The sequence below is a fragment of the Mycobacterium sp. GA-1285 genome (genome assembly GCF_001499905.1).
Taxonomy (GTDB): Bacteria; Actinomycetota; Actinomycetes; order Mycobacteriales; family Mycobacteriaceae; genus Mycobacterium.
In genome coordinates, this window is sequence record NZ_LQIS01000022.1 from 25,022 (window position 1) to 51,031 (window position 26,010).

Annotated in this window: 30 protein-coding genes and 1 pseudogene; 10 read left to right on the forward strand and 21 right to left on the reverse strand. The window is 68.0% G+C overall.

The genetic code is table 11. From position 1 onward, the window contains the following. Positions 1–32: 32 nt before the first annotated feature. Positions 33–578, forward strand: a complete 546-nt coding sequence (locus tag AU193_RS13540; RefSeq protein WP_064422896.1) for a B-4DMT family transporter — start codon at positions 33–35, stop codon at positions 576–578. A 16-nt stretch (positions 579–594) separates the two neighbouring features. Then, positions 595–1,491, forward strand: coding sequence for a hypothetical protein (locus tag AU193_RS13545; protein ID WP_064422897.1), 897 nt, complete (start codon positions 595–597; stop codon positions 1,489–1,491). On the opposite strand, the gene aroQ is transcribed toward AU193_RS13545, so the two are convergent. From aroQ to AU193_RS13580, 7 genes and pseudogenes are all read right to left on the reverse strand, one after another. After that, a complete protein-coding gene (gene aroQ / locus AU193_RS13550) occupies positions 1,419–1,886 on the reverse strand; it encodes a type II 3-dehydroquinate dehydratase (RefSeq protein WP_064422898.1) in 468 nt (155 codons plus the stop codon). The genes AU193_RS13545 and aroQ overlap by 73 nt on opposite strands. Next, positions 1,883–2,968: a 3-dehydroquinate synthase gene (gene aroB, locus AU193_RS13555; protein WP_064422899.1), complete on the reverse strand. Its 1,086-nt coding sequence runs from the start codon at positions 2,966–2,968 to the stop codon at positions 1,883–1,885. The genes aroQ and aroB overlap by 4 nt, the downstream gene beginning before the upstream one ends. A 115-nt stretch (positions 2,969–3,083) precedes the next feature. Beyond that, positions 3,084–3,608, reverse strand: a pseudogene (locus tag AU193_RS13560) (shikimate kinase); the annotation flags it as partial. Next, positions 3,608–4,846, reverse strand: a complete 1,239-nt coding sequence (aroC, locus tag AU193_RS13565) for a chorismate synthase (RefSeq protein WP_064422926.1) — start codon at positions 4,844–4,846, stop codon at positions 3,608–3,610. The pseudogene AU193_RS13560 and the gene aroC, both read right to left, overlap by 1 nt. A gap of 37 nt (positions 4,847–4,883) precedes the next feature. Further along, positions 4,884–5,492 (reverse strand): TetR/AcrR family transcriptional regulator, encoded by a 609-nt coding sequence (locus tag AU193_RS13570; protein ID WP_064422901.1) that lies wholly within the window; start codon positions 5,490–5,492, stop codon positions 4,884–4,886. Then, complete coding sequence (locus AU193_RS13575; protein ID WP_064422902.1) at positions 5,489–5,980, reverse strand: DUF3237 domain-containing protein; 492 nt, start codon at positions 5,978–5,980, stop codon at positions 5,489–5,491. Before AU193_RS13575 ends, AU193_RS13570 begins: the two co-directional genes overlap by 4 nt. Continuing rightward, the gene (locus tag AU193_RS13580; protein WP_064422903.1) at positions 5,977–6,354 is read right to left on the reverse strand and encodes a nuclear transport factor 2 family protein; all 378 of its coding nucleotides are present in this window, start codon (positions 6,352–6,354) and stop codon (positions 5,977–5,979) included. Before AU193_RS13580 ends, AU193_RS13575 begins: the two co-directional genes overlap by 4 nt. Before the next feature lie 145 nt (positions 6,355–6,499). On the opposite strand from AU193_RS13580, the gene AU193_RS13585 reads away from it, so the two are divergent. From AU193_RS13585 to AU193_RS13600, 4 genes are read left to right on the forward strand one after another with little or no spacing between them, the layout of a single operon-like run. Beyond that, positions 6,500–7,045, forward strand: a complete 546-nt coding sequence (locus AU193_RS13585; RefSeq protein WP_064422904.1) for a DUF1097 domain-containing protein — start codon at positions 6,500–6,502, stop codon at positions 7,043–7,045. Further along, positions 7,042–7,776, forward strand: coding sequence for a nitrile hydratase subunit beta (nthB, locus tag AU193_RS13590; protein ID WP_064422905.1), 735 nt, complete (start codon positions 7,042–7,044; stop codon positions 7,774–7,776). The genes AU193_RS13585 and nthB overlap by 4 nt, the downstream gene beginning before the upstream one ends. Next, positions 7,776–8,396, forward strand: coding sequence for a nitrile hydratase subunit alpha (nthA, locus tag AU193_RS13595; RefSeq protein WP_064422906.1), 621 nt, complete (start codon positions 7,776–7,778; stop codon positions 8,394–8,396). The genes nthB and nthA overlap by 1 nt, the downstream gene beginning before the upstream one ends. Next, complete coding sequence (locus AU193_RS13600) at positions 8,393–8,683, forward strand: nitrile hydratase accessory protein (protein WP_064422907.1); 291 nt, start codon at positions 8,393–8,395, stop codon at positions 8,681–8,683. Before nthA ends, AU193_RS13600 begins: the two co-directional genes overlap by 4 nt. Before the next feature lie 11 nt (positions 8,684–8,694). On the opposite strand, the gene AU193_RS13605 is transcribed toward AU193_RS13600, so the two are convergent. The 6 genes from AU193_RS13605 to AU193_RS13630 form a co-directional block, all read right to left on the reverse strand. Then, positions 8,695–9,120 (reverse strand): A24 family peptidase, encoded by a 426-nt coding sequence (locus AU193_RS13605; protein WP_064422908.1) that lies wholly within the window; start codon positions 9,118–9,120, stop codon positions 8,695–8,697. 9 nt (positions 9,121–9,129) lie between these two features. Beyond that, positions 9,130–9,936, reverse strand: a complete 807-nt coding sequence (locus AU193_RS13610; RefSeq protein ID WP_064422909.1) for a shikimate dehydrogenase — start codon at positions 9,934–9,936, stop codon at positions 9,130–9,132. Then, a complete protein-coding gene (mltG, locus tag AU193_RS13615; RefSeq protein WP_064422910.1) occupies positions 9,933–11,174 on the reverse strand; it encodes an endolytic transglycosylase MltG in 1,242 nt (413 codons plus the stop codon). The genes AU193_RS13610 and mltG overlap by 4 nt, the downstream gene beginning before the upstream one ends. Beyond that, a complete protein-coding gene (ruvX, locus tag AU193_RS13620) occupies positions 11,167–11,748 on the reverse strand; it encodes a Holliday junction resolvase RuvX (RefSeq protein WP_064422911.1) in 582 nt (193 codons plus the stop codon). The genes mltG and ruvX overlap by 8 nt, the downstream gene beginning before the upstream one ends. Before the next feature lie 4 nt (positions 11,749–11,752). Beyond that, positions 11,753–14,476 (reverse strand): alanine--tRNA ligase, encoded by a 2,724-nt coding sequence (gene alaS / locus AU193_RS13625; protein ID WP_064422912.1) that lies wholly within the window; start codon positions 14,474–14,476, stop codon positions 11,753–11,755. Between the two features lie 147 nt (positions 14,477–14,623). Next, positions 14,624–15,025 (reverse strand): secondary thiamine-phosphate synthase enzyme YjbQ, encoded by a 402-nt coding sequence (locus AU193_RS13630; RefSeq protein WP_064422913.1) that lies wholly within the window; start codon positions 15,023–15,025, stop codon positions 14,624–14,626. 131 nt (positions 15,026–15,156) lie between these two features. Here AU193_RS13630 and AU193_RS13635 point away from each other — a divergent pair, with 131 nt between their 5' ends. Then, positions 15,157–15,783 (forward strand): hypothetical protein, encoded by a 627-nt coding sequence (locus AU193_RS13635; protein ID WP_064422914.1) that lies wholly within the window; start codon positions 15,157–15,159, stop codon positions 15,781–15,783. 74 nt (positions 15,784–15,857) lie between these two features. Next, positions 15,858–16,166: a GlsB/YeaQ/YmgE family stress response membrane protein gene (locus tag AU193_RS13640; RefSeq protein WP_064415747.1), complete on the forward strand. Its 309-nt coding sequence runs from the start codon at positions 15,858–15,860 to the stop codon at positions 16,164–16,166. A 54-nt stretch (positions 16,167–16,220) separates the two neighbouring features. On the opposite strand, the gene AU193_RS13645 is transcribed toward AU193_RS13640, so the two are convergent. The 4 genes from AU193_RS13645 to AU193_RS13660 form a co-directional block, all read right to left on the reverse strand. Beyond that, positions 16,221–16,694: an SRPBCC family protein gene (locus tag AU193_RS13645; RefSeq protein ID WP_064422915.1), complete on the reverse strand. Its 474-nt coding sequence runs from the start codon at positions 16,692–16,694 to the stop codon at positions 16,221–16,223. Then, entirely contained in the window at positions 16,691–17,053 is a 363-nt protein-coding gene (locus AU193_RS13650) for a helix-turn-helix transcriptional regulator (RefSeq protein WP_064422916.1), read from the reverse strand. The genes AU193_RS13645 and AU193_RS13650 overlap by 4 nt, the downstream gene beginning before the upstream one ends. A 76-nt stretch (positions 17,054–17,129) precedes the next feature. Beyond that, complete coding sequence (locus AU193_RS13655; protein WP_064422917.1) at positions 17,130–18,458, reverse strand: replication-associated recombination protein A; 1,329 nt, start codon at positions 18,456–18,458, stop codon at positions 17,130–17,132. 20 nt (positions 18,459–18,478) lie between these two features. After that, positions 18,479–19,315, reverse strand: coding sequence for a DUF3097 domain-containing protein (locus AU193_RS13660; RefSeq protein WP_064422918.1), 837 nt, complete (start codon positions 19,313–19,315; stop codon positions 18,479–18,481). A 98-nt stretch (positions 19,316–19,413) separates the two neighbouring features. On the opposite strand from AU193_RS13660, the gene AU193_RS13665 reads away from it, so the two are divergent. Further along, positions 19,414–20,214, forward strand: coding sequence for an SDR family oxidoreductase (locus tag AU193_RS13665; protein ID WP_064422919.1), 801 nt, complete (start codon positions 19,414–19,416; stop codon positions 20,212–20,214). Beyond that, positions 20,211–20,684, forward strand: a complete 474-nt coding sequence (locus tag AU193_RS13670) for a nuclear transport factor 2 family protein (RefSeq protein WP_064422920.1) — start codon at positions 20,211–20,213, stop codon at positions 20,682–20,684. The genes AU193_RS13665 and AU193_RS13670 overlap by 4 nt, the downstream gene beginning before the upstream one ends. Before the next feature lie 96 nt (positions 20,685–20,780). On the opposite strand, the gene AU193_RS13675 is transcribed toward AU193_RS13670, so the two are convergent. From AU193_RS13675 to AU193_RS13690, 4 genes are all read right to left on the reverse strand, one after another. Then, positions 20,781–21,809 carry a putative zinc-binding metallopeptidase gene (locus tag AU193_RS13675; RefSeq protein WP_064422921.1) on the reverse strand — a complete coding sequence of 343 codons (1,029 nt, stop codon included), beginning with the start codon at positions 21,807–21,809 and terminating at the stop codon, positions 20,781–20,783. Further along, positions 21,802–22,725, reverse strand: a complete 924-nt coding sequence (locus AU193_RS13680; protein ID WP_156425206.1) for a transglutaminase family protein — start codon at positions 22,723–22,725, stop codon at positions 21,802–21,804. The genes AU193_RS13675 and AU193_RS13680 overlap by 8 nt, the downstream gene beginning before the upstream one ends. A 5-nt stretch (positions 22,726–22,730) precedes the next feature. Continuing rightward, on the reverse strand, positions 22,731–25,391 hold the full coding sequence (locus tag AU193_RS13685) for a circularly permuted type 2 ATP-grasp protein (protein WP_064422922.1): 2,661 nt from the start codon (positions 25,389–25,391) through the stop codon (positions 22,731–22,733). A gap of 71 nt (positions 25,392–25,462) precedes the next feature. Then, entirely contained in the window at positions 25,463–25,930 is a 468-nt protein-coding gene (locus tag AU193_RS13690) for a helix-turn-helix domain-containing protein (protein ID WP_064422923.1), read from the reverse strand. Between the last annotated feature and the right edge of the window lie 80 nt (positions 25,931–26,010).

Below are 26,010 nucleotides of genomic sequence, written 5' to 3' on the forward strand. Positions count from 1 at the left end.
GTCGATGACGCTACTCGCTAAGGTGAGGCCCCATGAGTAAGTGGTTGCTGCGCGGACTGGTGTTCGCGGCCCTGATGGTGATCGTGCGATTGCTGCAGGGCGCGCTGATCAACGCGTGGGAGACCAAGGCGGGTCTGATCAGCCTCGTGCTGGTCGTTGCGTTCGCCGTCGCGGTGTTCCTGTGGGGGTTCGCCGACGGGCGGGCCGACGCCCGCGCCAACCCCGATCCGGACCGCCGCGGGGACCTGGCGATGACCTGGCTGCTGGCGGGCCTGTTCGCCGGGATCGTCAGCGGCGCGGTGGCCTGGTTCATCTCGCTGTTCTACAAGGCGCTCTACGTGGAAGCACTCGTCAACGAGCTCACCACGTTCGCGGCGTTCACCGCCCTGGTGGTGTTCCTGATGGCGCTCGCGGGCGTGGCGCTCGGCCGCTGGCTGGTCGACCGCAAGGCCGACCCGACCCCGCACCTGCACCGCGCCGGGGAGGACGACCGCGCCGACACCGACGTGTTCGCCGCGGTCAGCCAACCGCGCTCAGACGAGACCACCGAGACCTCGCGCCGCGACGACCGGGTCTAGCGCTACCTAGCTTCCCGTGAACCCGGACGAGTTCTGCACGTCCGACCAATGGAGCGTGCTGTCGTCCGCGGCGTCGAACTCGCAACTCGCCGGGGTGCTCGGCGGCTTCCTGATCACCGCGATCGCTCTGCTGTTCGACAAGAACAGTCGCGAAGGCGTGCACACCCTCGCGCTGTTCTCCTCGGCCGTGCTGGTCCTGATGCTCGACAGCTTCCTGTTCAGCTTGATCACCGGAACGCAGGTACCCGACGGCGCACGGCGGGCCACGTGCGCGATCGCCTGGACCCAGGGCGCGGTGTCGACCGGGATGCTGGCCGCCGGTGCGACGGCGTTGTTCGGAGGGTTGGGGTGGATGCTGGCCAGCCACGCCGTCAACAAGGTCAGCGACCAGGATCCCGCCGACGTGCGCGCGTACTGCTTCCTGGCCGAACTCGGCGGTTGGCTGACGTTCGCGGCCGCGATGACGGCGACGCTGATCGTATCCGAGACCTCGATCGACTACCTGCGCTTCATGTGGGGGCACCGGCCCGCGGTGTGGGTCGAAGCCACCATCGTCCTCGCGGCGGCGGCATTTGTCGTCACCGATTTCGTGCTCGTGTATCTGCGCACCCGGACGTTGCGAAAGTCGTTGGCCGACACCGCGGAACCGACCCTCCTCGAACTGCGGTCGATCAAGTTCGCCACCATCGGCACCGTGGTGCTCGCGATCGCCGGCTCCTGGCTCGCGGTCAGCCTGGCCCGCATCCCCGAGGCGTGGCTCACGGCGCCGAACCCCGCGATCGTCATCTGCGTGCTGGTGCTCACCCTCGTATTGCCGACGGTGATCTCGACGGCGATCTGCTATTCGGTGGCCAGCACCGACGGACGGGGCTCCTCGCCGAGGCTGGCCAGATACCGCAGGGCCAGCAGGTAGCCCTGCACCCCGAGCCCGACGATCACACCGGTGGCCACCGCGCTCAGGTACGAGTGACGCCGAAACTCCTCGCGCGCGTGCACGTTTGAGATATGCACCTCGACCAGCGGGGCGCGCAGTTCACTGCACGCGTCGCGCAGGGCGACCGACGTGTGCGTCAACGCGCCGGCGTTGATGATCACCGGATCCCCCGCGTCGGCGGCCGCATGGATCCAGCCCAGCAGGTCGGCCTCGTTATCGCTCTGGCGCACAACGGCCTTGAGGCCGAGGGCCTCGGCTTCGCGGTCGATGAGTGCCACCAGCTCGTCATGGGTGGTGCTGCCGTACACGTCGGGTTCGCGCCGGCCCAGCCGACCGAGGTTGGGACCGTTGAGGACGAGCACCGTCTGGGTCATGACGTCACCGCCCCTATTTCTGCATACGCTGCCGCCAAGAGTGACGGGTCGGGCCCTTCCAGGCGTCCCGGCTTGCCGAGACCGTCGAGCACGACGAACCGCAGCACACCCGCGCGGGTCTTCTTGTCACCCGCCATGTTCTCGAGCAGCTCGCCGAATGCGTCGGGGTCATAGCTGACCGGGAGCCCGAGCGAGGTGAGAACCGAACGGTGCCGGTCGGCGGTCTCGTCGTCCAACCGACCCGCGAGCCGGCCGAGTTCGGCGGCGAACACCAGACCCACCGAGACGGCGGCGCCGTGCCGCCACTGGTATCGCTCGCGACGTTCGATCGCGTGGGCCAGCGTGTGGCCGTAGTTCAAGATCTCGCGCAGTTGCGATTCCTTCTCATCGGCGGCCACCACCTCTGCCTTGACCGCGATCGCGCGCCGGATCAGTTCGGGCAGCACGGTGCCCGTCGGATCGAGCGCCGCCTCGGGATCGGCCTCGATCAGGTCGAGAATGGTCGGATCGGCGATGAAGCCCGCCTTGACGATTTCGGCCATACCAGCCACGAGTTCGTTGCGCGGCAACGTCTCCAAGGTCGCGAGGTCGACGAGCACGGCCGCCGGCTGATGGAACGCGCCGACCAGATTCTTGCCCGCATCGGTGTTGATGCCCGTCTTACCGCCGACCGCCGCGTCGACCATGCCGAGCAGCGTGGTCGGCACGTGCACGATGTCGATTCCGCGCAGCCAGGTGGCGGCGGCGAACCCGGCGACATCGGTGGCCGCTCCCCCGCCCAGGCTGACGATCGCATCCTTGCGACCGATCCCGATGCGTCCCAACACTTCCCAGATGAACCCGACGACGGGCAGGTCCTTGCCCTTCTCGGCGTCCGGAATCTCGATGCGATGTGCGTCGATGCCCTTGTCGGCCAGGGTGCTTCGAATGACCTCGGCGGTCTGCGCGAGCGTCGGCTGGTGCAGGATCGCGACCTTGTGCCTGCCCGCGAGCACCCGCTCGAGATCGCCGAGCAGTCCGGTTCCGACGATCACCGGATAGGGAACCTCAACGAGGACGTCTATGGTCACGGGCTCAGTCACGGTTGGCCTTCGGATTGCGGGCGGCGACCGCCGCCGGGGACGGCGGGGCTTCGGTACTGGGTTCTGCGGTCAGCTGCGACGGCCCCCTGCGCCACGGCGAGCGGCGCTTGCGTCGCGACGAGTGGGAGGTTTCGGCGTTCTCCAGGCGGGTCACGATGTAGCGCACCACAGCGCCCGGGTTACGCCGGTTCGTGTTGACCCGGATCGTCGCCACCTGGCGATACAGCGGGACCCGTTGAGACATCAGCGCTTTGAACTTCTCGGCGCGGTCACCGCCCTCCAGCAGCGGACGCACCGTGCTACCGCTGGTCCGGCGCACCCCCTCGGCGGCGCTGATCTCCAGATAGATGACGGTGTGGCCGGCCAGCGCCTCGCGTACGCCAGGTGTGGTCACCGCGCCGCCACCGAGCGACAGCACGCCGTCGTGGGTCTGCAGTGCCGATCGGATGACCTCCTCCTCGATCCTGCGGAACTCCCGCTCGCCGTCGGTGGCGAAGATGTCGGCGATCGTGCGGCCCGTGGTCTCCTCGATCGCGGCGTCGGTGTCGAGCAGCGAAAGGTCGAGCGCCTTGGCCAGCCGTCGCCCGATGGTGGACTTACCCGAGCCGGGCAACCCCACCAGCACTGCTCGCGGCGCCATCAGCCCGAAGCCTGGACCCGTTGCGGAGAGGGCTCACGCTCGGCATCCTGCTCTCTTGCTCCTCGCGTGCGCACCGCCCGCAGGTAGTTGTCGATGTTGGCGCGCGTCTCGGTCAACGAGTCGCCGCCGAACTTCTGCAGCGCCGCGCGCGCCAGCACCAGCGCCACCATCGTCTCGACGACCACGCCCGCGGCGGGCACCGCGCACACGTCGGAGCGCTGATGAATCGCGACGGCCTCGTCGCCGGTGGCCAGGTCGACGGTGGCCAGGGCGCGCGGCACGGTGGAGATCGGTTTCATCGCGGCACGCACCCGCAGCGGTTGCCCGTTGGTCATGCCGCCTTCCAGGCCGCCCGCGCGGTTCGTCGAGCGCATGACGCCGTCGGGCCCCGGATACATCTCGTCGTGGGCGACGCTGCCGCGACGGCGCGCGGTCGTGAAGCCGTCGCCGATCTCCACCCCCTTGATCGCCTGGATGCCCATCACCGCGGCGGCGAGTTGGCTGTCCAGCCGGTTGTCGCCGCTGGTGAACGAACCCAGCCCGACCGGGAGGCCGTTCGCCACGACCTCGACGACGCCGCCCAGCGTGTCACCGTCCTTCTTGGCCGCCTCGATCTCGTCGATCATCGACTTCTCGGCGTCCTTGTCGTAGGCACGCACGGGGCTGGCGTCGATCGCCGCGAGATCGGCGGCCTGCGGCGGCGGGCCGTCGTACGGGTCCGACCCCCCGATCGAGATGACATGGGACAGCACCTCGACACCGAGGGCCTCGGAGAGGAACGCACGGGCGATGGTCCCCGCGGCGACGCGGGCCGCGGTCTCGCGCGCGCTGGCACGCTCGAGCACCGGACGGGCGTCGTCGAAGCCGTACTTGAGCATGCCCGCATAGTCGGCATGCCCGGGCCGGGGCCGAGTCAGCGGCGCATTACGGGCACTTTCGGCCAGCTCTGCGGGGTCGACGGGGTCGGGTGCCATCACGGTTTCCCACTTGGGCCATTCGGTGTTGCCGATCTCGACTGCGATCGGGCCGCCGAGGGTGACGCCGTGCCGGACCCCTGCGAGCACCGTGACCTGGTCCTGTTCGAATTTCATCCGGGCGCCGCGGCCGTACCCGAGACGTCGGCGCGCCAGTTGACCGGCGATGTCGTCCGAGGTGACGTGCACGCCCGCGACCATGCCTTCGACCACGGCCACCAGCGCGCGGCCGTGAGATTCACCAGCAGTGGTCCATCGCAACACGCGTCCCATCTTCCCACGTCGGCCGCCCGACCCCGAATCAGCCGGTGATCAGGCCGTCGAGGATCCGGGCCAGTTCGGCCAGAGCCTGCCGGTGCGCGGATTTCTGATCGGCCGCGCGCGCGACCATCATGGCCGTCTCGCAGAGGGCGCCGAACAGGAAGTGCGCCAGCGGCCCGGGCGCCCGCTTCGCGATGCGCCCCGCGTCCACCGCATGAGCGATGGCGACCTCCATCATGTCGAGCAGCGGGGTCTCGAGGCGGCGCATCTCCTCCCAACCCAGCGCGGTGAACGCGTCGAGCAGCACGATCCGCTGCACCCCCGGTTCGAGGCACTCGTCGAGGAACGCCCGGCAGGCCGCCCCGAACGCGTCCCACGGATCCTTCTTCCGCGAGTAGGCATGCTGATAGGTCTCGGCCAGGGGCACCGCCATCCGCTCGATCTCGCCCGTGAAGACCGCCTCGAACAGCCGGCGCTTGCCGTCGAAGTGGTGGTAGACGGCGCCCTTGGTCACCTGCGCCCGAGCCGCGACCGCGTCGAGCGAAGTCGCCTCGTATCCGTTCTCGGCGAACAACGCGCGCGCCGCCGCGACGAGCGCCGCGGTGGTTTCCTTCGTGCGCTGCGCCTGGGTGCGCCTTGCGTCGTTCACAGCACTCGATAGACGCGGTAGTCGACGTGGTCGGGCGAGAGGATGTTGTAACCCACCGCGACGATTCCGCCGAGCCATGCGTACCGCTCGTCGGCCGTGGCGAATCGCGGCGTGGTCCGCACGTACGTCTCGTCGAAACCGAGCACTTCCCCGCGCGCCAACCGGTCGAGGCCGTCGGCGGGAACGTTGATGACGCCCGAGCTCTCGAAGTGGATGAGCACGCCGTCGTGCGTGCGCAGCGTCGCGCGGACGTCGACCCTGCCGCACCCGTCGTCGCCGACGAGCAGCCAGTCACCGCCCCCGGGTAGCAGCTCGCCCCGCAGCCCTCGCCCGTCCACGGTCCCGCCGGTGGTGACGAACGTCATCCGCATTCCGGTGGCCGTCGGAATCGGTTGCGCTGGAAGCAGATCGACGCTCATGTCGAACAGGTGCTCCACCGGCAGGGCGTCGACGAGCGGCAGCTGGGCGAGCGCGGCTGCCGCGGTCACGAACGACCTCCGCTCATCGATGCCGCCATTTGTGCGGAGTCGATGAACGAGTCCTTACGTGCGACCAGCCCCTCGGGCGAGACGACGACCACGTCGAGGCAGTCGAATCGCACGTCACCGGAGATCAACACCCAGTCGAGCACCCAATGGGCTTCGCCGTAGAGAACCCGGTTGATCTCGAAGGTGAAGCCCGGAAATTGGTGGAAGACACCCGCGAACGCCTCCCGGGCGGCGTCGCGGCCGACCGCGGGCTCGGTGTCCAGATGAGTCCAGAACCGGGTGTCGGCGGTGTGCAACTCGGCGATCGCGTCGGGATCGCGGTCGGCCCACGCGGCGAAGTAGCGCTCGGAAAGGGCCTTCAGATCATTTTGCATACTCGCAGTATGTACTAACCTTCTATGAGTATGCAACAGGCGCCGTCGGACCGGTCGCCGAGGAGCCCGCGCCGATCTCCCGCAGTTGCCACAAATCCAACATGGTCGTTACTCGGGCGAAACACCGTGGCCGCACAGTTCTTCCATGGATTCAAGATCGGCTTTGACGGTGAGCATCGGTGTGCTCGGCGGACTCGCGGTGGCCCTGACCGCGGAGGTCATCACGGTCCCGATCTGGGTGGTCTTCCTGGCGTGGGCGTCGTTCTTCTTCGTCGGCGGCGGAATCGGCGGATGGGTGCGGTCGCTGACGAACAATCTGGTCGGCGTGCTGATTGCGTCGGCCAGCCTCTATGCGGGTCATCTGCTGGGCGGCAGCCTGTTGGCGGTCGCGGTCGCCGTCGGCATCGGCAGCGCGGTTATGGTGCAGGCGTCCTGGGTGCCGCTGCTGTCGACGACGCCCGCGGTGGTGGTCGGGTTCGCGAGCACCGTCTCCACGGTGGCCGGGACGGGCACCGCGATCACCGTGACGTCGGTATCGCATCCGGGGCTCGTCGCCGCGGTGGCGTGTGTGCTCGGGTGCTCATTCGGGCTGTTGTCCGAGTACGTCGCGAAAGTGTTGACCCGCGCGCCCGAACCGGACCGCGCAAGTCTCCAGAGCTCACCCACGACGGAAGGCAGCCCCGCGTCATGAAACTGCAGCACTACCTCGGCGGCCTGGAAGGGCTGCCCGAACCGCTCAGCCTCGAGAAGCGAGTCTTCGTCGAAGAGTGGGAGAAACGGATTTTCGGCATCCACGTCGCGATGATGGGCCTGTCGAATCACCTCGGCTCGGCCCTTCCCCGGTACCCGATCGACAACGTGCCCACCGCGTTCAAGGACGAGTGGACATGGGCCGACCTGCGCACCGGCGCCGAGGCGATGAACCCGTTCGACTACTTCAAGTTCCGCTACTACGAGAAGTGGCTGGGCGGCATCACGCAGTTCTTCATCGACAAGGGTTACGTGTCGGAGGACGAATTGTCCTCGCGCGGAGACGAACTGGCCGCGGGGGCGGCGGCTCCCGTCGTCGACCCGGTACCGGCGATCGACGAACAGGTCGTCGACTACCTGCGCCGGGGTGATAGCCCCCGTCGCGACGTCGCGCATCCGAAGTTCGCCGTCGGTGACTGTGTGCGAATCACCAATGTGCCCGCCGCCGCCCACACCCGCCTGCCCGGCTACCTGCGCGGCCGCGTGGGCACCGTGGAGCGCATCTTCGAAGGCGACTACGCATACTTCACCCATACGGGTGACGGCATCGGTGACCCGATGCCGATCTACATCGTCGCGTTCGACCCGCAGGATTTGTTCGGTGAGCGCGCCGAGGACGGTCCGCTGACGATCTACGCCGAACTGTTCGAGGCCTACCTGGAAGGAGCGTGATGAGCGGCCAGTTCTACTACCCCGGGGACCGCGAACTGTCCAGCGCCGCCAAAGTCGCTGCGCTGGAATCACTTCTGATCGAGAAGGGTGTGATCACCGACCAGACCGTGGACAAGGTGCTGTCCTACTTCGAATCGGAGATGACACCGCTCAACGGACGCAAGATCGTCCTCAAGGCGTGGACGGACCCGGAGTTCGCGGCTCGCGTCGTGGTCGACACACCTGCGGCCATCGCCGAACTCGACCTGCCCGAGGGCATGGCCGGCGCCGAGGGTGAGCATCTGCAGGCGGTCGCCAACTCGCCCGGTGTGCACAATCTGGTCATCTGCACGCTGTGTTCGTGCTTCCCGTGGCCTGTCCTGGGTCTGCCGCCGTACTGGTACAAGGACCCGGTCTTCCGTGCGCGGGCGGCACGAGAACCGCGCAAGGTACTCGCCGAGATCGGCGTCGAGCTGTCCGAGGAGACCGAGATCAAGGTTTGGGACAGCAGCGGTCACTCACGGTGGTTCGTCATTCCCGAACGTCCCTCCGGCACAGAACAATTCACCCACGATGAGTTGATGGAACTGGTCACGACCGAATCGATGATGGGTGTGGCGCTGGCGGGACCGGTCTCATGAGCCTGCACGAGACCTGCACCACCGACCAGGCCGCGCCACAGTTCGATCACGACTGGCAGCGCCGGGCGTTCGGTTTGGCACTGGCTCTGTCGGAATTCCGCCACTTCGATTGGGTCGACTTCCAGCAGAGCCTGATCGAGACGATCGGGCGGTGGGAGGAGACGCCCGAAAACCAACGCGGCGACTGGCAGTACTACGACCATTGGGTGAGCGCCCTGGAAAAGGTGGTTCACGACCACCATCTGCTGACCGCACCCTCCCGGATGACCGGAGACAGCCACGGCTGAAACCACCGTTCCTAGATCACCACCAACGTGGTCGACGCGGCGGTCGCCAAGCACATCGAGAGACCGTGCGGAACAGTGGTTTCCCGGTGCCGAGCCACGGCGACGACCGCCCAGGCGGCCGTGAGAAGCGGTGCTCCGATCGCGGCGAGCGTCCATACGTCGGCACCGAAGGCGCCTGTGAGCCCGCCGACCCCGATCGCGAGTTTGACGTCGCCGCCACCCATCGCCGCCGGGGCCACAAGATGCACGGACAGGTACACGGCGAACAGCGCGGCGGCACCGGCGGCGGCCGGAAGCCCCCGCCCGCCCAGGGCCGCAACGGCCAGGATCGCGAGCCCTCCGGGCAACGTCAGCCAGTTCGGCAGCCGAGCGTGCCGGACGTCGAAGACGCTCAGCGCCGCCAACCAGGCCACCACGACGACGACCGAGACCCCCATGACTGGAGACTAACGCCGTTCAAGCGCCGCCCTCATCGCCTCTTTCGGCGCACCCATCCCGGTGAACAGCTCCACCTGGGCGTAGGCCTGGTTCAGCAGCATCTGCAGACCGCTGATCACCCGTCCGCCCGTGTTTTCGACCGCTACCGCCAACGGTGTCGGCCACGGGTCGTAGATCGCGTCGAGCAGCAACGGAATCCGGGCGAACGTCGATGCGTACGTCGCGGCCGCGTCGGCGGGAATGGTGCTGACCATCAGGTCCGCATCGGCGACCGTCTCGCTGATTTCGGGTCCGCCGATGTCGCACCACCGTGCGTCGGCACCCAACCGCGTGGCCAGATCCACCAGAGGGGCAGCCTTGCCGCGACTGCGGGCCGCCACGGTGATCCGCTGCACCCCGAGTTCGGCCAACCCGACGACCACCGCGGGCGCTGTGCCTCCGGAGCCGACCACGATGCCGGAGGTGGCCGACACGTCATCGAGAGCGCCCGTCACACCGCCGACGTCGGTGTTGTCTGCTCTCCAGCCCGCCGGTGACCGGACCAACGTATTCGCCGAACCCACCAGTTCCGCACGGGTGGTGCGCTCATCGGCGACCGCGAGCGCGGCGAACTTGCCGGGCATCGTCACCGAGACGCCCACCCACTCCGGACCGAAACCGGCGACCAGACCCGGCAGTTGCTCGGCGGTGCACTCGATGCGCTCGTAGGTCCAGTCGTCCAGGCCCAGAGCACGATAGGCCGCAAGGTGCAGTTGAGGCGAACGGGAATGCGCGATCGGCGACCCGAGCACCGCCGCCCTGCGGGCGGCGCTCACCGCGCGGAATCGAGCACACCGTTACGCCGGGCGAGCTCGATGTTCGCGAGGTGCTGCTGGTAATCCCGGGTGAACAACGTCGTTCCCTGCATGTCGATGGTGACGAAATACAGCCAGTCCCCTTGGGCGGGGTTCTCGGCAGCGCTCAACGCGGCCGTGCTCGGAGAACAGATCGGCGTCGCGGGAAGGCCGGGCCGCACATAGGTGTTCCAGTCGTTGTGCTGCGCGCGGTCGGCGTCGGTGGTGGCCACCTCGATGCGGTCGAGCGGATAGTTCACCGTGGAGTCGAACTCGAGCGTGCGGTTCTCGGCCAGCCGGTTGTAGATGACGCGCGCCACCTTCGAGAAGTCTTCGGGTGTCGATTCCCGCTGCACGAGCGAGCCCACGATCAGGATCTGGTACGGCGACATGTCCATGGCCGCGGCCGTCTCGAGCAGCCCACCGTTCGCGTACTGCGTTGAGCTGGTGGAGATCAGATTCGACAGGATCTCCTGCGGCTGCGCCGACGGGTCGATGTTCCACGTGCCCGCGGCGATCAACCCCTCGAGGCGACGATGGTCGTTGCCCATCGCCTCGACGGGTCCGACTGCCCAGTCGGCCACCCCGAGGGACGCCGGGGTCGCCGTCGCGGCCACGTTCTTCAGCGCGTCCGCGGACACGCAGCGCCGCTGCCCGTCGAGGTCCACGCACGTCGCCCGGGAGATCAGGGTGAGGATGCCTTCGGTGACCGCGTTGGTCTTGACGTCACGCACGTCGTCGAGTTGGCGTCCTTCGGGGATGGTCAGCTTGCCGACCCGGTTCTTTGGATCCGACAACCGCGCAACGGCGTTGGCGGCCGGGATCTCGGTCCGCAGCTTGTAGAAGCCCGGCTGGATCGCGGAAATCGCGTCGTTGCCTTCGGCCGCGTCGACGAACGCGCTGGTTGTCGCGACGATGTTGTGTTCCTGCAGCGTCTTGCCGATCGCGGTGGTGGAGTCGCCGTCGTGCACCTGGATCACCACGTCCGCGACGCCGTCGCCGGTGAAGTCGTTGCCGCTGAACAGTGAGTGCCACAACTTGGAACCGAGGAACACCGCGCCGATGGCGACCGCGATCAGCAGGCCAACGGCCAAGCCGCCCGCCAGTCGGCGCTTGCGCCGGTTGCGGGCCGCCCTCATCCGCTCCGCGCGGGTCATCCGGCGCCGCGGCGGGCCCACCGCAACGGGCTCGGCCCGCTCGCCGCCCCAATGGTCAGCCATCTGCGACCTCTCCATGCGCGGCAACGTGCTCATCCGCTCCTCGCGTGCGCGCCGCTCCACGCCGCTGGTCCAACCAGTTCTGCAGAATGCCCACCGCCGCCGCTTGATCGATCACCGAGCGCTGACCTCTGGCGCGAACACCGGCATCCCGCAGCGAGCGTTGAGCCACCACCGTAGTGAGTCGTTCATCGGCGAGGCGCACCGGTATCGGGGAGATTCGCGCAGCCAACGCGTCAGCCACTGCGACGGCGTCCTGGGCCGAGGACCCCGATCGCTCGGCGAGCGTGCGCGGCAACCCCACCACGACCTCCACCACGTCCAGGTCCTCGACCAACCCGGCGAGCCGCCGGATGTGCCGGTTCGTGCGGTCGCGACGGACCGTCTCGACAGGCGTGGCGAGAATGCCGTCCGGATCGCTGGCGGCCACGCCGATCCGGACGCTGCCGACATCGATGCCGATCCGGCGGCCGCGACCCGGATCCGGCGGGCTCAACGAATCCCCAGGCCGATCGGGTAGCCGTTCGCCTGACGCCTCTCGCGTGTGTGCATCGTCGCCCGCCGGTGTGGAGTTCACGCCGCTAGCCCCGGTCGATCTCTGCGCGGAGTGCGGCCAGCGCCGCGTCGATTTCTGCCGCCCCCCTGCCAGAACCCTGCGCCAGATCGGCCTTTCCGCCGCCGCGGCCGTTGACCGCCGCACCCAACGTCTTGACCAGATCGTTGGCCCGGAACCCCAGGTCTTGGGCGGCCGGATTGACCGCGACCACGAACGGGACGCTGTCGTCCTCGCCTTCGGCGATCAACGCGACAACGGCGGGATCGCTGCCGAGCTTGCCGCGGACGTCGCCGACCAGCGTGCGCAGATCACCGGCCGACATCCCACCGGCCATGCGCTGCGCCACCAGACGGACCTTACCGACAAGCTCCGCACCCGCGGCGGCGTTCGCTGCCGCGGCACGGGCGTTGGCCAGGCGCAACCGGTCCAGTTCCTTTTCGGCCGCCCGCAACCGCTCGACCAGATTCGCCACCCGCGCGGGCACCTCGTCGGACGGCACCTTCAGCGTCGAGGCGAGCCCGGCCATCAACGCCCGTTCCTTGGTCAGATGGCGGAACGACTCAAGGCCGACGTAGGCCTCGACTCGACGCACTCCGGAGCCCACCGACGACTCACCGAGGATGGTGACCGGACCGATCTGCGCGGAGTTGTGCACATGGGTGCCGCCGCACAGCTCCAGCGAAAAGGGCCCACCGATCTCGACCACGCGGACCCGTTCGGGGTACTGCTCGCCGAACAGCGCTATCGCGCCCATCGCCTTGGCCTTGTCCAACGCGGTGGTGAAGGTGTGCACCTCGTAGTCGGCTTCGACCGCCTCGTTGGTCACCTCTTCTATCTGGCTGCGCTGTTCCTCGGAAAGCGGTCCCTGCCAGTTGAAGTCGAAGCGCAGATACCCCGGCCGGTTCAACGAGCCCGCCTGAACGGCGTTGGGACCCAACACCTGTCGAAGCGCGGCGTGCACCATGTGCGTTCCGGAGTGCCCCTGCGTGGCACCGTGCCGCCACTTCGGGTCGACGGCGGCGATGACCGTGTCGCCCTCGACGAACTCGCCGGACTCGACATGGACACGGTGCGACCACAATGTCTTGGCGATCTTCTGCACGTCGGTGACCGCCGCCTTGGCCGCGCTGGAGGCGCCCGATCCGGCGATCGTGCCCTCGTCGGCAATCTGACCGCCGGACTCGGCGTAGAACGGTGTGCGGTCGAGGATCAATTCGATGCGATCGGGCGGCGGGCCTCCGCCGGCGGCCGAGCCGCCGAAACCGGCGCCGTCGTGGCTGACGACGGGCACGCGCTCGCCATCCACGAAGATGCCCAGAATCCTTGCTTCCGAGGACAACTCGTCGAATCCGGTGAACTCGGTCGGACCCGCATCGACCAGCTCGCGGTACGCGGACAGATCCGAGTGCGCCTGCTTGCGCGCCGCGGCGTCGGCCTTGGCGCGTTGCCGCTGCTCGGCCATCAGGCCGCGGAAGCCCTCCTCGTCGACGGACAGCCCGTGCTCGGCCGCCATTTCCAGCGTGAGCTCGATCGGGAAGCCGTATGTGTCGTGCAGCGTGAAAGCATCGGAGCCCGACAGCACCGTGGCCCCCTTGGCCTTCGTCGCGCTGGCCGCCTCGTCGAACAGCCGCGAGCCGGAGGTCAGCGTCCGGTTGAACGCGGTCTCCTCGGCCACGGCGATGCGTTGGATGCGGTCGAAGTCGGCGACCAGCTCCGGGTACGACGGACCCATCGCGTCGCGCACGGTGGCCATCAGGTCGCCCATGATCGGTTGTTCGACGCCCAGTAGTCTCGCGGCGCGGATGATCCGGCGCAGCAGGCGGCGCAACACGTATCCGCGGCCCTCGTTGCCCGGGCTCACGCCGTCGCCGATGATGATCGCCGCCGTGCGGCTGTGGTCGGCGATGATGCGGTATCGGACGTCGTCGGTGTGGCTGCCCTCCCCGTAGCCGCGCGGAGCGCGCGCCGCCATCAGGTCGATGGCCGGGCGCAGCAGGTCGGTCTCGTAGACGTTGTCCACGTCCTGCAGCAGGCAGGCCACCCGCTCGACGCCCATACCGGTGTCGATGTTCTTGCGGGGCAGCGGCCCGAGGATCTCGAAGTCTTCCTTCGAGGTGCCCTCGCCACGCTCGTTTTGCATGAAGACGAGGTTCCAGATCTCGATGTAGCGGTCTTCGTTGGCAATCGGGCCGCCCTCGACGCCGTACTCGGGCCCCCGGTCGTAGTAGATCTCCGACGACGGCCCGCACGGTCCCGGAATCCCCATCGACCAGTAGTTGTCGGCCATTCCGCGACGCTGGATGCGCTCGGCCGGCAGTCCGGCGACCTCCTGCCAAAGGGCCATCGCCTCGTCGTCGTCGAGGTAGACCGTGGCCCACAGCCGCGCCGGGTCGAGCCCGTAACCGCCTTGTTCGACCGGATTGGTGAGCAGCGTCCAGGCGAACTCGATGGCGCCCTTCTTGAAGTAGTCGCCGAAGGAGAAATTGCCCGCCATCTGGAAGAAGGTGTTGTGCCGGGTGGTGATGCCCACCTCGTCGATGTCGGGTGTGCGGATGCACTTCTGGACGCTGGTGGCCCGTTTCCACGGCGGGGCCTGCTGCCCCAGGAAGTAGGGCACGAACTGGACCATGCCGGCGTTGACGAAGAGCAGATTCGGGTCGTCGAGTATCACCGAGGCACTTGGCACCTCGGTGTGGCCCGCCTTCACGAAGTGATCGAGGAAACGCTTCCTGATCTCGTGTGTCTGCACGTCTGATACATCCTTGAAGTTTGGCTGATATCTGCGACTATTCGACCGCACTACAGTACCGGTCGCGGTTGTCGCGCCGAAAAGACAACGAACCGGCGGCGCCGGCAGTGCCCAGGTCAGATTCGGTCGGATGTCACCGACGTCACGTCATCCGTCGATGAAGCTCAGCCGTACCGTCCGTTGCGGATTGTCGCAGTTGAGGTCGACGAGCACGATGCTCTGCCAGGTGCCGAGCAACGGCTCGCCGTCCTGCACGGGAATGGTCACCGACGGCGACACCAGAGCGGGCAGCACATGGTCGGCACCGTGTCCTGGCGAGCCGTGCGAGTGGCGGTAGCGATCGTCGCGTGGGAGCAGGCGCTCGAGGGTGTCGACGAGATCGTGGTCGGAACCCGCACCGGTCTCGATGATCGCCGCACCCGCGGTCGCGTGCGGTACGAAGACGCTGCACAAGCCGTCGCCGTGCCGACCGCAAAACGAGCGCACCGCGTCGGTCAGATCGATGATGCGGCGCTGGCCGGTCTCGATGTCGATCACGTCGGTATCCACGTCATCGAGCGTACGAGGCGAGTCTGAAGAATCCATCCGATCGTCCATTGAATCGGCCACCGGTCAAGAGGAAGCTGAGAAGTGGTCCGGCGGCGCCGCTGGGGCGCTGCCCCGAGCAAAGGGGGTCGGCCGTGTACGCACGCTCTACCACCGTCCAAGCACAACCTTCGTCGATAGATGACGGCGTCGCCTTCATCCGATCCGAGGTCATGCCGACGTTGGAAACCATGGAGGGGTTCGTCGGCTTGTCGCTGTTGGTGGATCGTGAATCCGGCCATTGCATCGCGACCAGCGCCTGGGACTCCGACGACGCGTTGCGGACCAGCACCGAGCGGTCGGCGCCGCTGCGGGACCGCGCGGCCGATGTCTTCGGCGGTGAGGTGACCGTCGACGAGTGGCGTATCGGCGCCATGCACCGCGACCACCGCTCGGCGGAGGGCGCCTGCGTCCGCGTCACCTGGCTGCGGGTGCCCCGAGAGCACATCGCACGCTCGGTCGAGTTCTACAAGACCGATGTGCTGCCGGCCCTCGAGGAGCTCGAGGGGTTCTGCAGCGCCAGCTACCTGATCAACCCCGATACGGGCCGCGCCGTGTCGTCGACGACGTTCGACGGCCACGAAGCCATGGCCGGGAACCGCGAGCAGGCCAGGGAACTGCGCAACGCCCGCACGCGTGAACTGGGCGCCGACATCGTCGATGTCGGCGAGTTCGATTTGGCGGTCGCACATCTGCGCATCCCGGAAATGGTTCTGATCTGACCTGGCCCAGCCGCTTCGTTTATTGACGTCGGTGTCGGGGTATCTCAGCTGCACCCCGAGACCCTGGAGGAACCATGACCGTCACCGGCGTTATCACCGCAATTCTCATCGGCGCAGTGGTCGGCGTGCTCGCCCGCCTGATCCTGCCCGGCAGGCAGCCCATCGGCATCATCGTCACCGTCCTCGTCGGCATCGTCTCAGCGCTGATCGGCACGGCGATCGCCCGAGCCCTGGGGCTTCCGACCGCCACCAGCGGCGTCGACTGGATCGAGTTGCTATGCCAGGTCGTCGTCGCCGTGATCGGCGTGGCGCTGGTGTCCGCGCTCATGGGACGCAGGCGCACCGGCGTGACGGGCGGCCGCCGCGGCGGCGTTCTGCGCTAGCCAACCACCCCTGGCGATCCCGGCTGCACCCCCCGGCGGCCGGGATCGCTTCTGTCACAGGGTCTTCAGCAATTCGTCGAGCTTCTCGTAGCCCTCTGTCATCCCGCCCTCCATTCCAGAGGACAGCAAAGCGTCGCGGGCTTCGACGGTCGGGCAGATCGACCGGCCGCGCAGCCGGCTGCGACCGCCGCCGAGGTCCTCGAACCACAGGTACTCGATGTTGACCTGATCCGGCGCCCCATCGAACTCGAACGTCTGCAGGATGAACTCGTTGTCCCGGACGGTGTGGAACGTGCCGTTGAAGCGGTATGCGCCGCCCTGATCCGTGTGCACGTAGCGGTACCCGCCGTGGCTTTGAAACTCCCACTCCTCGATGGTCATCTCCAGTCCGTGCGGGCCCAGCCACTGCTTGAGCAGGCCGGGCTCGGCGTGTGCGCGGAACAGGGCCTCGACGGGAGCGTCGAACTCCCGGGTGAATTCCATGGCCAGGGTGTCGACCGGGGCTGTGAGATCGAGTGCATTGGTCATCTGTCGGTTCCTTTCTCTGGTGTGTCGGTCATGTCAGCCAGCAGGGCATCCAGCCGGCGGTAGCTGCGTTCGGCGTCGAGCCGGTATCGGTCGATCCATGCGGTGAGCCGCTCCAGCGCGGCGGCGTCCAGGTGCACCGGCCTGCGCTGGGCCTCACGGGTTCTGGTGACCAGGCCGGCATGCTCGAGAACCTGAATGTGTTTGGACACAGCCTGTTTGGTGATGTCGAAGGGCTCGGCGAGCTCGTTGACCGTGGCCGGCCCGCGAGAAAGCCGCGCCACGATGGCACGTCGGACCGGGTCGGCCAGCGCCAGAAAGGCGCGGTCCAGCGCGGCGTCAGCATCACCATCACGCTCCAATTATCAACCTTTTACTTGATAAACTTTAAAGTTGAATACCAAGGTAGACCGGCCGCTAGGGCGTGTCAAGGCATAGTCAGCGTTTTCTGCGGATGATCGCGCGCAGCTTGTCGAGCCGGGCGGCGATCTCCCGCTCGACGCCGTGAGACGTCGGCTTGTAATAGTCGACGCCGACCAGTTCATCGGGCGGATACTGTTGCGGCACAACGCCGTCCGGATCGTCGTGGCTGTACTTGTAGCCGACCGCGTTGCCGAGTTTTTCCGCGCCGGAGTAGTGGCCGTCGCGCAGATGCGGCGGCACCAAACCGGCCTTACCCGCCCGAATATCGGCCATCGCCGCCCCCAGCGCGGTGGTCACGGCGTTGGACTTCGGGGACGTCGCGAGATGAACCGTGGCGTGCGCGAGCGTGAGTTGGGCTTCTGGCATGCCGATCAACTGCACGGTCTGCGCTGCGGCCACCGCGGTCTGCAGTGCCGTCGGGTCCGCCATGCCGATGTCCTCGCTTGCGAGGATCATCAGCCGCCGCGCCACGAAACGCGGGTCCTCCCCCGCGACCAGCATCCGGGACAGGTAGTGCAGTGCGGCGTCGACGTCGGATCCGCGGACTGACTTGATGAACGCGCTGATCACGTCGTAGTGCTGGTCGCCGTCGCGGTCATAGCGGACGGCGGCCTTGTCCAGCGACTGCTCGATGGTCTCGACCGTCACCTCGGCGCCCGCTTCGGCTGCGACCTCCAGCGCGGTGAGCGCACGGCGGGCGTCGCCGGCCGACAGCGACACCAGTAGGTCGACGGCCTCGTCGGTGACTTCGACCTTGCCTGCCAGACCGCGCGGGTCGTCGATGGCGCGACGGACCAGCGTGCGGACCGCTTCGGCGTCGAGGGGCTGCAGCTGCAGGATCAGCGACCGCGAGAGCAGCGGGGCCACCACCGAGAACGAGGGGTTCTCCGTCGTCGCGGCGACCAGAGCGACGACGCGGTTCTCGACGGCGGACAGCAGCGCGTCCTGCTGTGTCTTGGAGAAGCGGTGCACCTCGTCGATGAACAGCACCGTCTGCTCGCCGTAGGCGGCGGCGCGCCTGGCGACGTCGATCACGGCGCGAACCTCTTTGACGCCCGCCGACAGCGCCGAGAGGGCCTCGAATCGGCGGCCCGTGGCTTGGGAGATCAGCGACGCGAGCGTGGTCTTACCGGTGCCGGGCGGGCCGTAGAGGATGACCGACGCCGCCCCCGACCCCTCCACCATCCGGCGCAGCGGAGAGCCGGGTTGGAGCAGGTGATCCTGACCGACCACCTCGTCGAGGGTGGCCGGACGCATTCGCACTGCGAGCGGCGCCGACGCGCCGACGGGCCCGGCCGCCGGCGTGGTGGCCTCACCGGGGACGTCGAACAGACCGTCGGACACGCCTTCTGCTTACCACGCCGTCACGACGCGGGTTGCGTCACGAAGTCGATCAGCTCCTCGACCCGCCCGATCAGCGCGGGCTCGAGGTCGTTCCAGTCACGCACGCGCCCGCGGATGCGTTGCCACGCCCGTGCGATGTCGGCCTGCCCGGCGGCGGGCCAGCCGAGCGCGCGGCACACGCCGGTCTTCCAGTCGACGCCCTTGGGCACAATGGGCCACTTCTCGGCACCGAGCCGCCCGGGCTTGACGGCCTGCCAGATGTCGACGAACGGGTGGCCGACGACCAGGGTGTGCGCGCCGCCGGGGCCACGCCGGACCGCGTCGGCGATACGGGCCTCCTTCGAACCCGCGACCAGGTGGTCGACGAGTACGCCAAGGCGACGGCCGGGTCCGGGGCGAAAGTTCTCGACGATCGCCACGAGATCGTCCACGCCGCCGAGGTGTTCGACGACCACACCCTCGATCCGTAGGTCGTCACCCCAGACCTGTTCGACGAGTTCGGCGTCGTGCCGACCTTCGACGTAGATGCGGCTCGCGAGCGCGACCTTGGCCCGCGCGCCGTGCACGGCGACGGATCCCGACGCGGTGCGGGTGGTTTTCGGCGCGGCCCGACGGGGCGCGGTCAGAATCGCGGGTTTGCCGTCGACCAGGTAGCCCGGCCCGACGGGAAACGGTTTACGACGTCCGTTGCGGTCCTCCAGTTCCATGCGGCCGTACTCGACACGAACGATGGCGCCGACGTATCCCGTCTGCGCGTCCTCGACCACCAGGCCGATCTCGGCCGGTTGTTCGGTGGAGCGGACCTTGCGCTGGTGGGGGTTGTCGGCCAGGACATCAGAGCCATATCGATCAGCCACCGGGCGATCGTAGGGCCGTGTCTTGCCGCCACCGGACGGAAAGTGCTTCCGACACGCCGGGATGTCTGCCGAACGTCGCGTCGGCGACAATTCGAGGCGTGACAGATCTGGCCCGGTACGGACCCTGGGCGGTGATCGCCGGCGGCTCCGAAGGGGTCGGCGCCGAGTTCGCCCACCAACTCGCCCGCGCGGGGATCAACCTCGTGCTGATCGCGCGCAAACCCCAGGCCCTCGAGCAGACAGCCGACACCTGCCGTCGCAGCGGCGTCGACGTGCGCACGCTCTCCGCCGACTTGGCGTCACCTGACGCGATGAAGCGCATCGCGGCGATCACCGGTGACCTCGAGGTCGGATTGCTCGTCTACAACGCGGGCGCTAACACCTGTAGCGAGCACTTCCTCGACGGCGACCTCGGGGACTTTCAGCGGGTGATCGACCTGAACGTCGCCACCATGCTCGCGATGGTGCAGCACTTCGGCCGCCCGATGCGGGACCGTCGCCGCGGCGGAATCCTGTTGGTGGGGTCGATGGCGGGCTATCTCGGCTCCGTGCGCCACACGGTCTACGGCGGGGTGAAGGCGTTCGGCCGGATTTTCGCCGAGAGTCTCTGGCTGGAACTGCGCGAGTACGACGTCCACGTGCTCGAACTCGTCCTCGGCGTGACCCGCACCCCGGCGATGGAGCGGGTGGGCTTGAACTTCGACGTCCCCGGTATGCGGGTGGCCGAGCCAGCCGATGTGGCGCGAGAAGGTCTGGAGCAGCTGGCGAACGGACCGGTGCATGTGGCGGGCGGCAACGCCGATGACGTCGCCCGCCGCAATGATCCCGACCGCGCCAAGGTCGTGCTGGGCACGGACCGGATGATGCGAAAGTTGTTGGGTGAGAGAGGAAGCCGATGACCGAGCTGGCGGATCTGGAGCGGCGGCTTGCCCGCATCGAGGACGAGCGCGCGATCGAGCGGCTGATCGCGTCCTACGGCCCGCTTGTGGATGCCGGCGAAGCCGATGCGGCAGCTGATCTTTGGGCCGAGGACGGCAGTTACGACGTCGAGGGCTGGCACATGTCCAGTCGTGACGAAGTCGCGGCGATGGTCCGCTCCGGGGCGCACCAGGGGCTGATCCGTCGCGGATGCTGCCACTTCCTGGGACCCGCCGTGGTCACGGTGGACGGCGACGCGGCCGTGGCGGTCTGCGAGTCGCTGTTGGTGACGACCCACGACGACGGCTTCGCGGTATCGCGGGCGGGCGCCAACCACTTCCGGTTGCGCCGCAGCGACGGGCGGTGGGTCATCGTGCAGCGGCGGACCCGCCGGCTCGACGGAGGCGACGAGGCCCGCGAGCTGTTGGCGACCGGGGTCGCGGGGCGGTGATTCGATCGGCGCGAGCGACCGCGAAATGACGCAATCGCGCGGCATGTCGCGCGCAGACACGGTCGCTCGCGGAGAAGGTTGGGGCTGGGTTGGAGTTCAGGCCTGGGTGATCTCGTCGACGACGGTGTGGATGAACCGCATCTTCTCGAGCACCGGGACGGGCAGCACGAACGGGTAGAGATCTTCCTTGCCCATCGAGCGGTTCAGCATGTTCAACGCCCACGACAGCGGCAGCCACATCTCGATGATGGCATCGAAGCTGCTCGGGCCCAGCACCTTTCGCTCGAACGTCGCCGCTGCCGGCGCCACCCCGAACGCGGCGGCGGTGTCGAGGGTGTCGCGGATGTGCAGGTAGTGCGCGAAGGTCTCAGCCCAGTCCTCGGCCGGATGCATGGTGGCGTAGGACGATACGTAGCTCTGGCCCCAGTTGTCGGGCGGGCCGTCGTTGTAGTGGCGGTCCAGGGCGGCCTGGTAGTCGGTGTCGGGATCATCGAACAGTTCGCGGAACCGGGCGTCGTAGTCGGGTGACACGCTGACCAGGCGGTAGTAGTAGTAATGCCCGATCTCATGGCGGAAGTGCCCGAGCAGCGTGCGGTACGGCTCGTCCATCGCCTTGCGCAACTGCTCGCGGTGCACGTCGTCGCCTTCGGCGAGATCCAATGTGATGACACCGTTTTCGTGGCCGGTGAACACCTTCTGATGTTCACTGGACAGCAAGTCGAAGGCCAGGCCGTAGTCGGGATCCTCGTCGCGGCCGACGATCGGCAACTTGAGTTCGTGCAGTTCGGCCAGCAGGCGCCGCTTGGCGCGCTCGGCGTCGGCGAACGCCGCCAGCGCCTTGGTGTCGGAGTCCCGCGGCCGGGTGCGAGTGAGGCTGCACGCCTCGCACAGCTTGTGGACGGGGTCCTTCTCCACCAGCCAATTGCATTCCGCCAGATGCATGTTCGCGCACAGCTGGTATTTGTCTCCGTCGACGAAGCCGGCGTGGTTGTGCTCGTCGCCGGTGGCTATCACCAGCAACGCCATGTCGCCGAGCGAGAACCCCAGCGGCCGGCCGCACGACAGACACAACGAATTCTCGAAGGCGAGGCGCTGTCCGCAGTTGGGGCACAGGAAATCACGCATGCAGCACTCCGCCCTCGAACGGTTCGACGTCGACGGCGACATCGATCGCGCTGCTCTGCGAGTCTGTGTAGATGATGCCGCGCAGGGGTGGTACGTCGGCGTAGTCCCGGCCGTATCCGACGGCGATGTAGCGCTCGTCGACCATCTGGTCGTTGGTGGGGTCGAGTCCGAGCCATTGGTTCTGCGGTGTCCATACGGCCGCCCACGCGTGGGTCGCGTCGATGCCGATCATCCGTTCCTTTCCGGGCGGTGGATCGGTCGCCAGATACCCGGACACATAACTGGCGGCCAACCCGTTGGCGCGCAGGCAGGCGATGGCCAGCCGTGCGAAGTCCTGACATACCCCTTCGCGTACCGCCAAAACCTCGCTGACCTGAGTCGACACCGTCGTCGAACCCGATCGGTAGGTGAAATCGGAGTAGATGCGATGCGTCAGGTCGCGCAGTGTGTCGATCAGCGGCCGTTCCGGCTCGAAACTCGGTGCGGCGTAATCACGTAGGGCCGGTGTGATCTCCGGCGGCTGCAGGTCGAGGGTGAACTGGGTCGCCAACGCCGCGTCCACGCCGACCGGGCGGGCGATCTCCCACGGCGCCAGCGCCGAGCCGGCCCCGTACAGCGTCGGCGGCGGTGGGTCGACGTCGACGACCGATCGGCTGGTCACCGACAGCGTCCGGTGGCGTTCGGTCACATGGAAGTACGAGCTGATGTTGCCGTAGACGTCGCGGCTGGTGGAGCTGTCCGCAGCCGGTGGATCGATCTCGAGTTCATGCGACAGGCAACGCTGACGCGCCGTGTCTCGTGGGGTGAGGAAACCGCGGCCGTAGGAACTGGTGACGTCGGCGGCGTACCGGTACACGGTGCGGTGCGTGATGCGGTACGTGCGGCTGGTAGTCGACGAGCTCGAGTCGTCCGGAATCCCGGTCACGGCATCGACCTCCGTTCGTCCGGGCCCCACAGGTGCTGCATGCCCCCGGGCAGCGACAGATGGGTCGCCGTGATGACGTCGGCCAAGTCGCGCAGGTCGGCATGCATTCCGTCGAGCAGCTCGGCCAGCTCGGCACGCCTACCGTCGACGATGTCCTCCAGGTCATCAGGGTCGAGTCGCCGTAGGCGGGTGGCGATCTCGTCGACCATGCGCTCGGGCCGAGACGAACCCGAGGAACCGGGCAGCGCCTTGAGGCCCGTACGCAGCCGCTCCAGCTGGTGGGCCAGCGAGCGCGGGTTGTCGGCGTCGAACAGCACGAGGTCGGCGACTGCGGACATGCTGACCTTGCCGTGCATGCGACGCCGGTAGATCACCGACGACTCGCACACCACCAGAGTCGATTCGGTGATCGTTTGCTCGGCGCCCGGGCTACGGGCGGTGGTGAGTGTCGCGCGTAGCAACGCGGTGAGGTTCAGTCCGCGTTCGATGCGCTTGCCGATGTCCATCATCGTCCAGCTGACGTCACGGATCATCGACTCCGCCGCCACGCCCGACAGCGCCAGCATGCCCGCGAGGGTCAGGCTGGCCGTCGCGGTGAGGAACGCCTCACCCTCGGCCTGCGAATCGGGCGGCTCGTCGGCGGAACGGCCGGACGATGACGCGGCTGGATGAAGCAGCGCCCGTTCGACAGCGGCCAGCACCATCCAGGTGTCGTTGGACATCTGGTCGCGCACCGAACGGGTGAGCAGGCCCAGACGTTCGACGGACTGCGCCAGCGAGCCCGGGCGGTGCCGGTCTGCGGTCAACGACCACAGGGTCGACTGGGCGGTGGCGATCAGCTCCGCGTCGTCGCCGTCGGCGCCGGTGTCGGTGCCGGTCTGGTGGCCCAGCGCGCTCAGCAGCACCGGCACGCACTGACTGCCGTCCATGTCTGGGCGGTAGTGGAATTCGTGATAGCGCTCCCTGGTCACGGTGAGCAGCCGCGCCATGTGCTCGGCGCGTTCGGCGTAGCGGCCCGCCCAGAACATGTCGGCCAGCACGCGCGGCGAGCTCACCGCGCGTGTCGGGCTCGGCGTGATCGCGGGCAGATCGACCGGCGGAACCCGCTCCACGGTGCCCCGCTCCGGTGCCCGAACCCAGACATCCTTGGCCGCAACGGTGTTCAGTGTGTACGCCGCATCACCCGGTGCCAGTACATAGCCGAGCCCGCCGATCATCGGCGCATAGCCGCCGCGCTGAGCGACGGTGAACAACCGTATGCCGACGTTCGTCGCCGACAGGCTGCCCGAATCGACAACGCTTGGTGCACAGGAGAACTCGGGTAGTTCCTGTCCGACCCACTGCCACGGTGTCGCTTCGATACACGAGGCGAGCTGGCGGCGCTGCTCGGCCGATAGGGCCGGGCCGACGATCGCCCGGCCCCCGGTCACCGGTCTGACCAACAGCGACGCCAGGTGGGCGATCAGGTGCGAGCGTTCGGTGCCGATGCCGCCCCAGTACATCGGCGCGGTGTCGAGCATCGGTGACTCGTCGAGCAACCGTTCCGAGAGTTCGGGCAGAAACCGCTGCAGCCCGGGGCTTTCGAGAATGCCGCTGCCCAGCGTGTTGACGACGGCGACCGTGCCGCGGCGCAGCGCCTCGACGAGCCCGGCGACTCCGAGTCGCGAGTCCGAACGCAGATCCAGCGGATCGACGAAGTGCGCGTCGACTCGGCGCAGCACGACGTCGACCCGCTTGAGCGTTCCCATCGAGCGCATCCACAGCTTGCCGTCGCGAACCATCAGGTCGGCACTCTCGACCAGCGGAAAGCCCAGCACGCCTGCCAGATACGCCTGATCGAACGCGGTCTCGCAGTGAATGCCCGGGCTCAGCACCACCACTGTCGGTTCCTCGGCCGACTCGGGGGCGGCGTCGATGAGCGCCAGCCGCAGCGCCTGCGCCCACGGCGACGCCGGCCGTGGTCCGATCCGTTCGTAGAGCTCGGGGACGGCGTGCGCGACCACGCGCCGGTCCGCCAGCGCGTAACCCGCGCCCGAGGGCGCCTGCGTCCAGTCGGCGTTGACCCGGAAGCTCCCGTCGGCGACCCGGCTGACGTCGCAGCCGTGCAGGAACAGCTGGTGTCGCCCGGGGATGTCGATGCCCCGCGCGGCGCGCACATAACCGGGGTGGGCGAAGAGAAGCGGGGCGGGTAGCACGCCGCTGGTGATGGACACCTGAGGCCCGTAGAGGTCGGTGAGGACCGCGTCGAGCAGTCGGGAGCGCTGCAGCAGACCGGTTTCCAGCGTGTTCCACTCGTCGGCCGAGACCACCAGGGGGAGCGCGTCGAGATGCCATGGCCCCGGCTCGGCGGGCTCGTGGCCGTCGACGTCCGGCTGGCCGACCACCGAACCGCGCCTGTCGACCTGGACATAGGTGATGCCGTCGTTGTCGACCAGGCTGCGGACCACGTCGCGCAACTGCGCCAGGCCGGTGCGGCTGCGCTCGGTGACGCATTGGGCGAGCTCTTCCCATGCCGGGCGGATATCGCCTGCGGCGTCGACGAACTCGTCGTAGCCGCTGCCGGCACCCGGTCGGACGTCGAACAGCGCCTGCTGACTGCGGGCGGTGCGGTATCTGCCCAGCAGGTCGTCGGGAACATCCGGTGCCGGTAGTGCCATCAGTGCTGAACGGTAACCGGTCCTCACGCGATTCGGCGCAGCGCGTGACCGTCGGCGCCCGACCGACAGGCTCAGCGCTTGACGCGCACCGCCAGTTCCTCGGGCGGAACGCGGTGGCCGTCGGCGCACCGGATCTCCACGGTGGCCTGGGCGCCGCACCCGCGGTGCGCAAGTCGCAACGGCGTGCGGTTGGGCAGATGGCGTCGACCCCACTCGAACATCGCCCAGATCACCGGCATGAAATCCCGGCCGGCCTCGGTGAGCACGTACTCGTCGCGGCTGCGTTGGCCCGGCTCCTGATACGGCTGCCGCTCCAGCAGGCCCGCCTCGACCAGGTCCGAAAGCCGCGCCGCCGCAGCGGCTTTGGTGATCCCGACCCGGCGCCAGAAGTCGTCGAAGCGGGTGGTGCCGTAGTAGGCCTCGCGCATGATGAGTATCGCCGACTTCGTGCCCAGCACCGCCATCGTCTTCTCGATCGGGCACTCCCCGACCGCCGACCAGGCGTCCCGGTCGGCCAGTCTCCCCTGCAGAACTGTCATGGCTTTCTCCTATGTCAAGCCGCTGCCGGTTGGCAAGGCTCTTGTCGGTTGGTTTGGTCGGTGTGGAGATGGCCGAAGAC

Coding starts and splice junctions, on each gene's coding strand:
- AU193_RS13585 (WP_064422904.1), top strand. CDS start 6,500: ATGGATTCAAGATCGGCTTTGACGGTGAGCATCGGTGTGCTCGGCGGA.
- nthB (WP_064422905.1), top strand. CDS start 7,042: ATGAAACTGCAGCACTACCTCGGCGGCCTGGAAGGGCTGCCCGAACCG.
- AU193_RS13690 (WP_064422923.1), bottom strand. CDS start 25,930: ATGACAGTTCTGCAGGGGAGACTGGCCGACCGGGACGCCTGGTCGGCG.
- nthA (WP_064422906.1), top strand. CDS start 7,776: ATGAGCGGCCAGTTCTACTACCCCGGGGACCGCGAACTGTCCAGCGCC.
- AU193_RS13605 (WP_064422908.1), bottom strand. CDS start 9,120: ATGGGGGTCTCGGTCGTCGTCGTGGTGGCCTGGTTGGCGGCGCTGAGC.
- AU193_RS13685 (WP_064422922.1), bottom strand. CDS start 25,391: ATGGCACTACCGGCACCGGATGTTCCCGACGACCTGCTGGGCAGATAC.
- AU193_RS13600 (WP_064422907.1), top strand. CDS start 8,393: ATGAGCCTGCACGAGACCTGCACCACCGACCAGGCCGCGCCACAGTTC.
- AU193_RS13540 (WP_064422896.1), top strand. CDS start 33: ATGAGTAAGTGGTTGCTGCGCGGACTGGTGTTCGCGGCCCTGATGGTG.
- AU193_RS13670 (WP_064422920.1), top strand. CDS start 20,211: ATGACCGAGCTGGCGGATCTGGAGCGGCGGCTTGCCCGCATCGAGGAC.
- AU193_RS13645 (WP_064422915.1), bottom strand. CDS start 16,694: ATGACCAATGCACTCGATCTCACAGCCCCGGTCGACACCCTGGCCATG.
- aroQ (WP_064422898.1), bottom strand. CDS start 1,886: ATGACCCAGACGGTGCTCGTCCTCAACGGTCCCAACCTCGGTCGGCTG.
- mltG (WP_064422910.1), bottom strand. CDS start 11,174: ATGGCTGACCATTGGGGCGGCGAGCGGGCCGAGCCCGTTGCGGTGGGC.
- AU193_RS13640 (WP_064415747.1), top strand. CDS start 15,858: ATGACCGTCACCGGCGTTATCACCGCAATTCTCATCGGCGCAGTGGTC.
- AU193_RS13580 (WP_064422903.1), bottom strand. CDS start 6,354: ATGCAAAATGATCTGAAGGCCCTTTCCGAGCGCTACTTCGCCGCGTGG.
- AU193_RS13675 (WP_064422921.1), bottom strand. CDS start 21,809: ATGCGTGATTTCCTGTGCCCCAACTGCGGACAGCGCCTCGCCTTCGAG.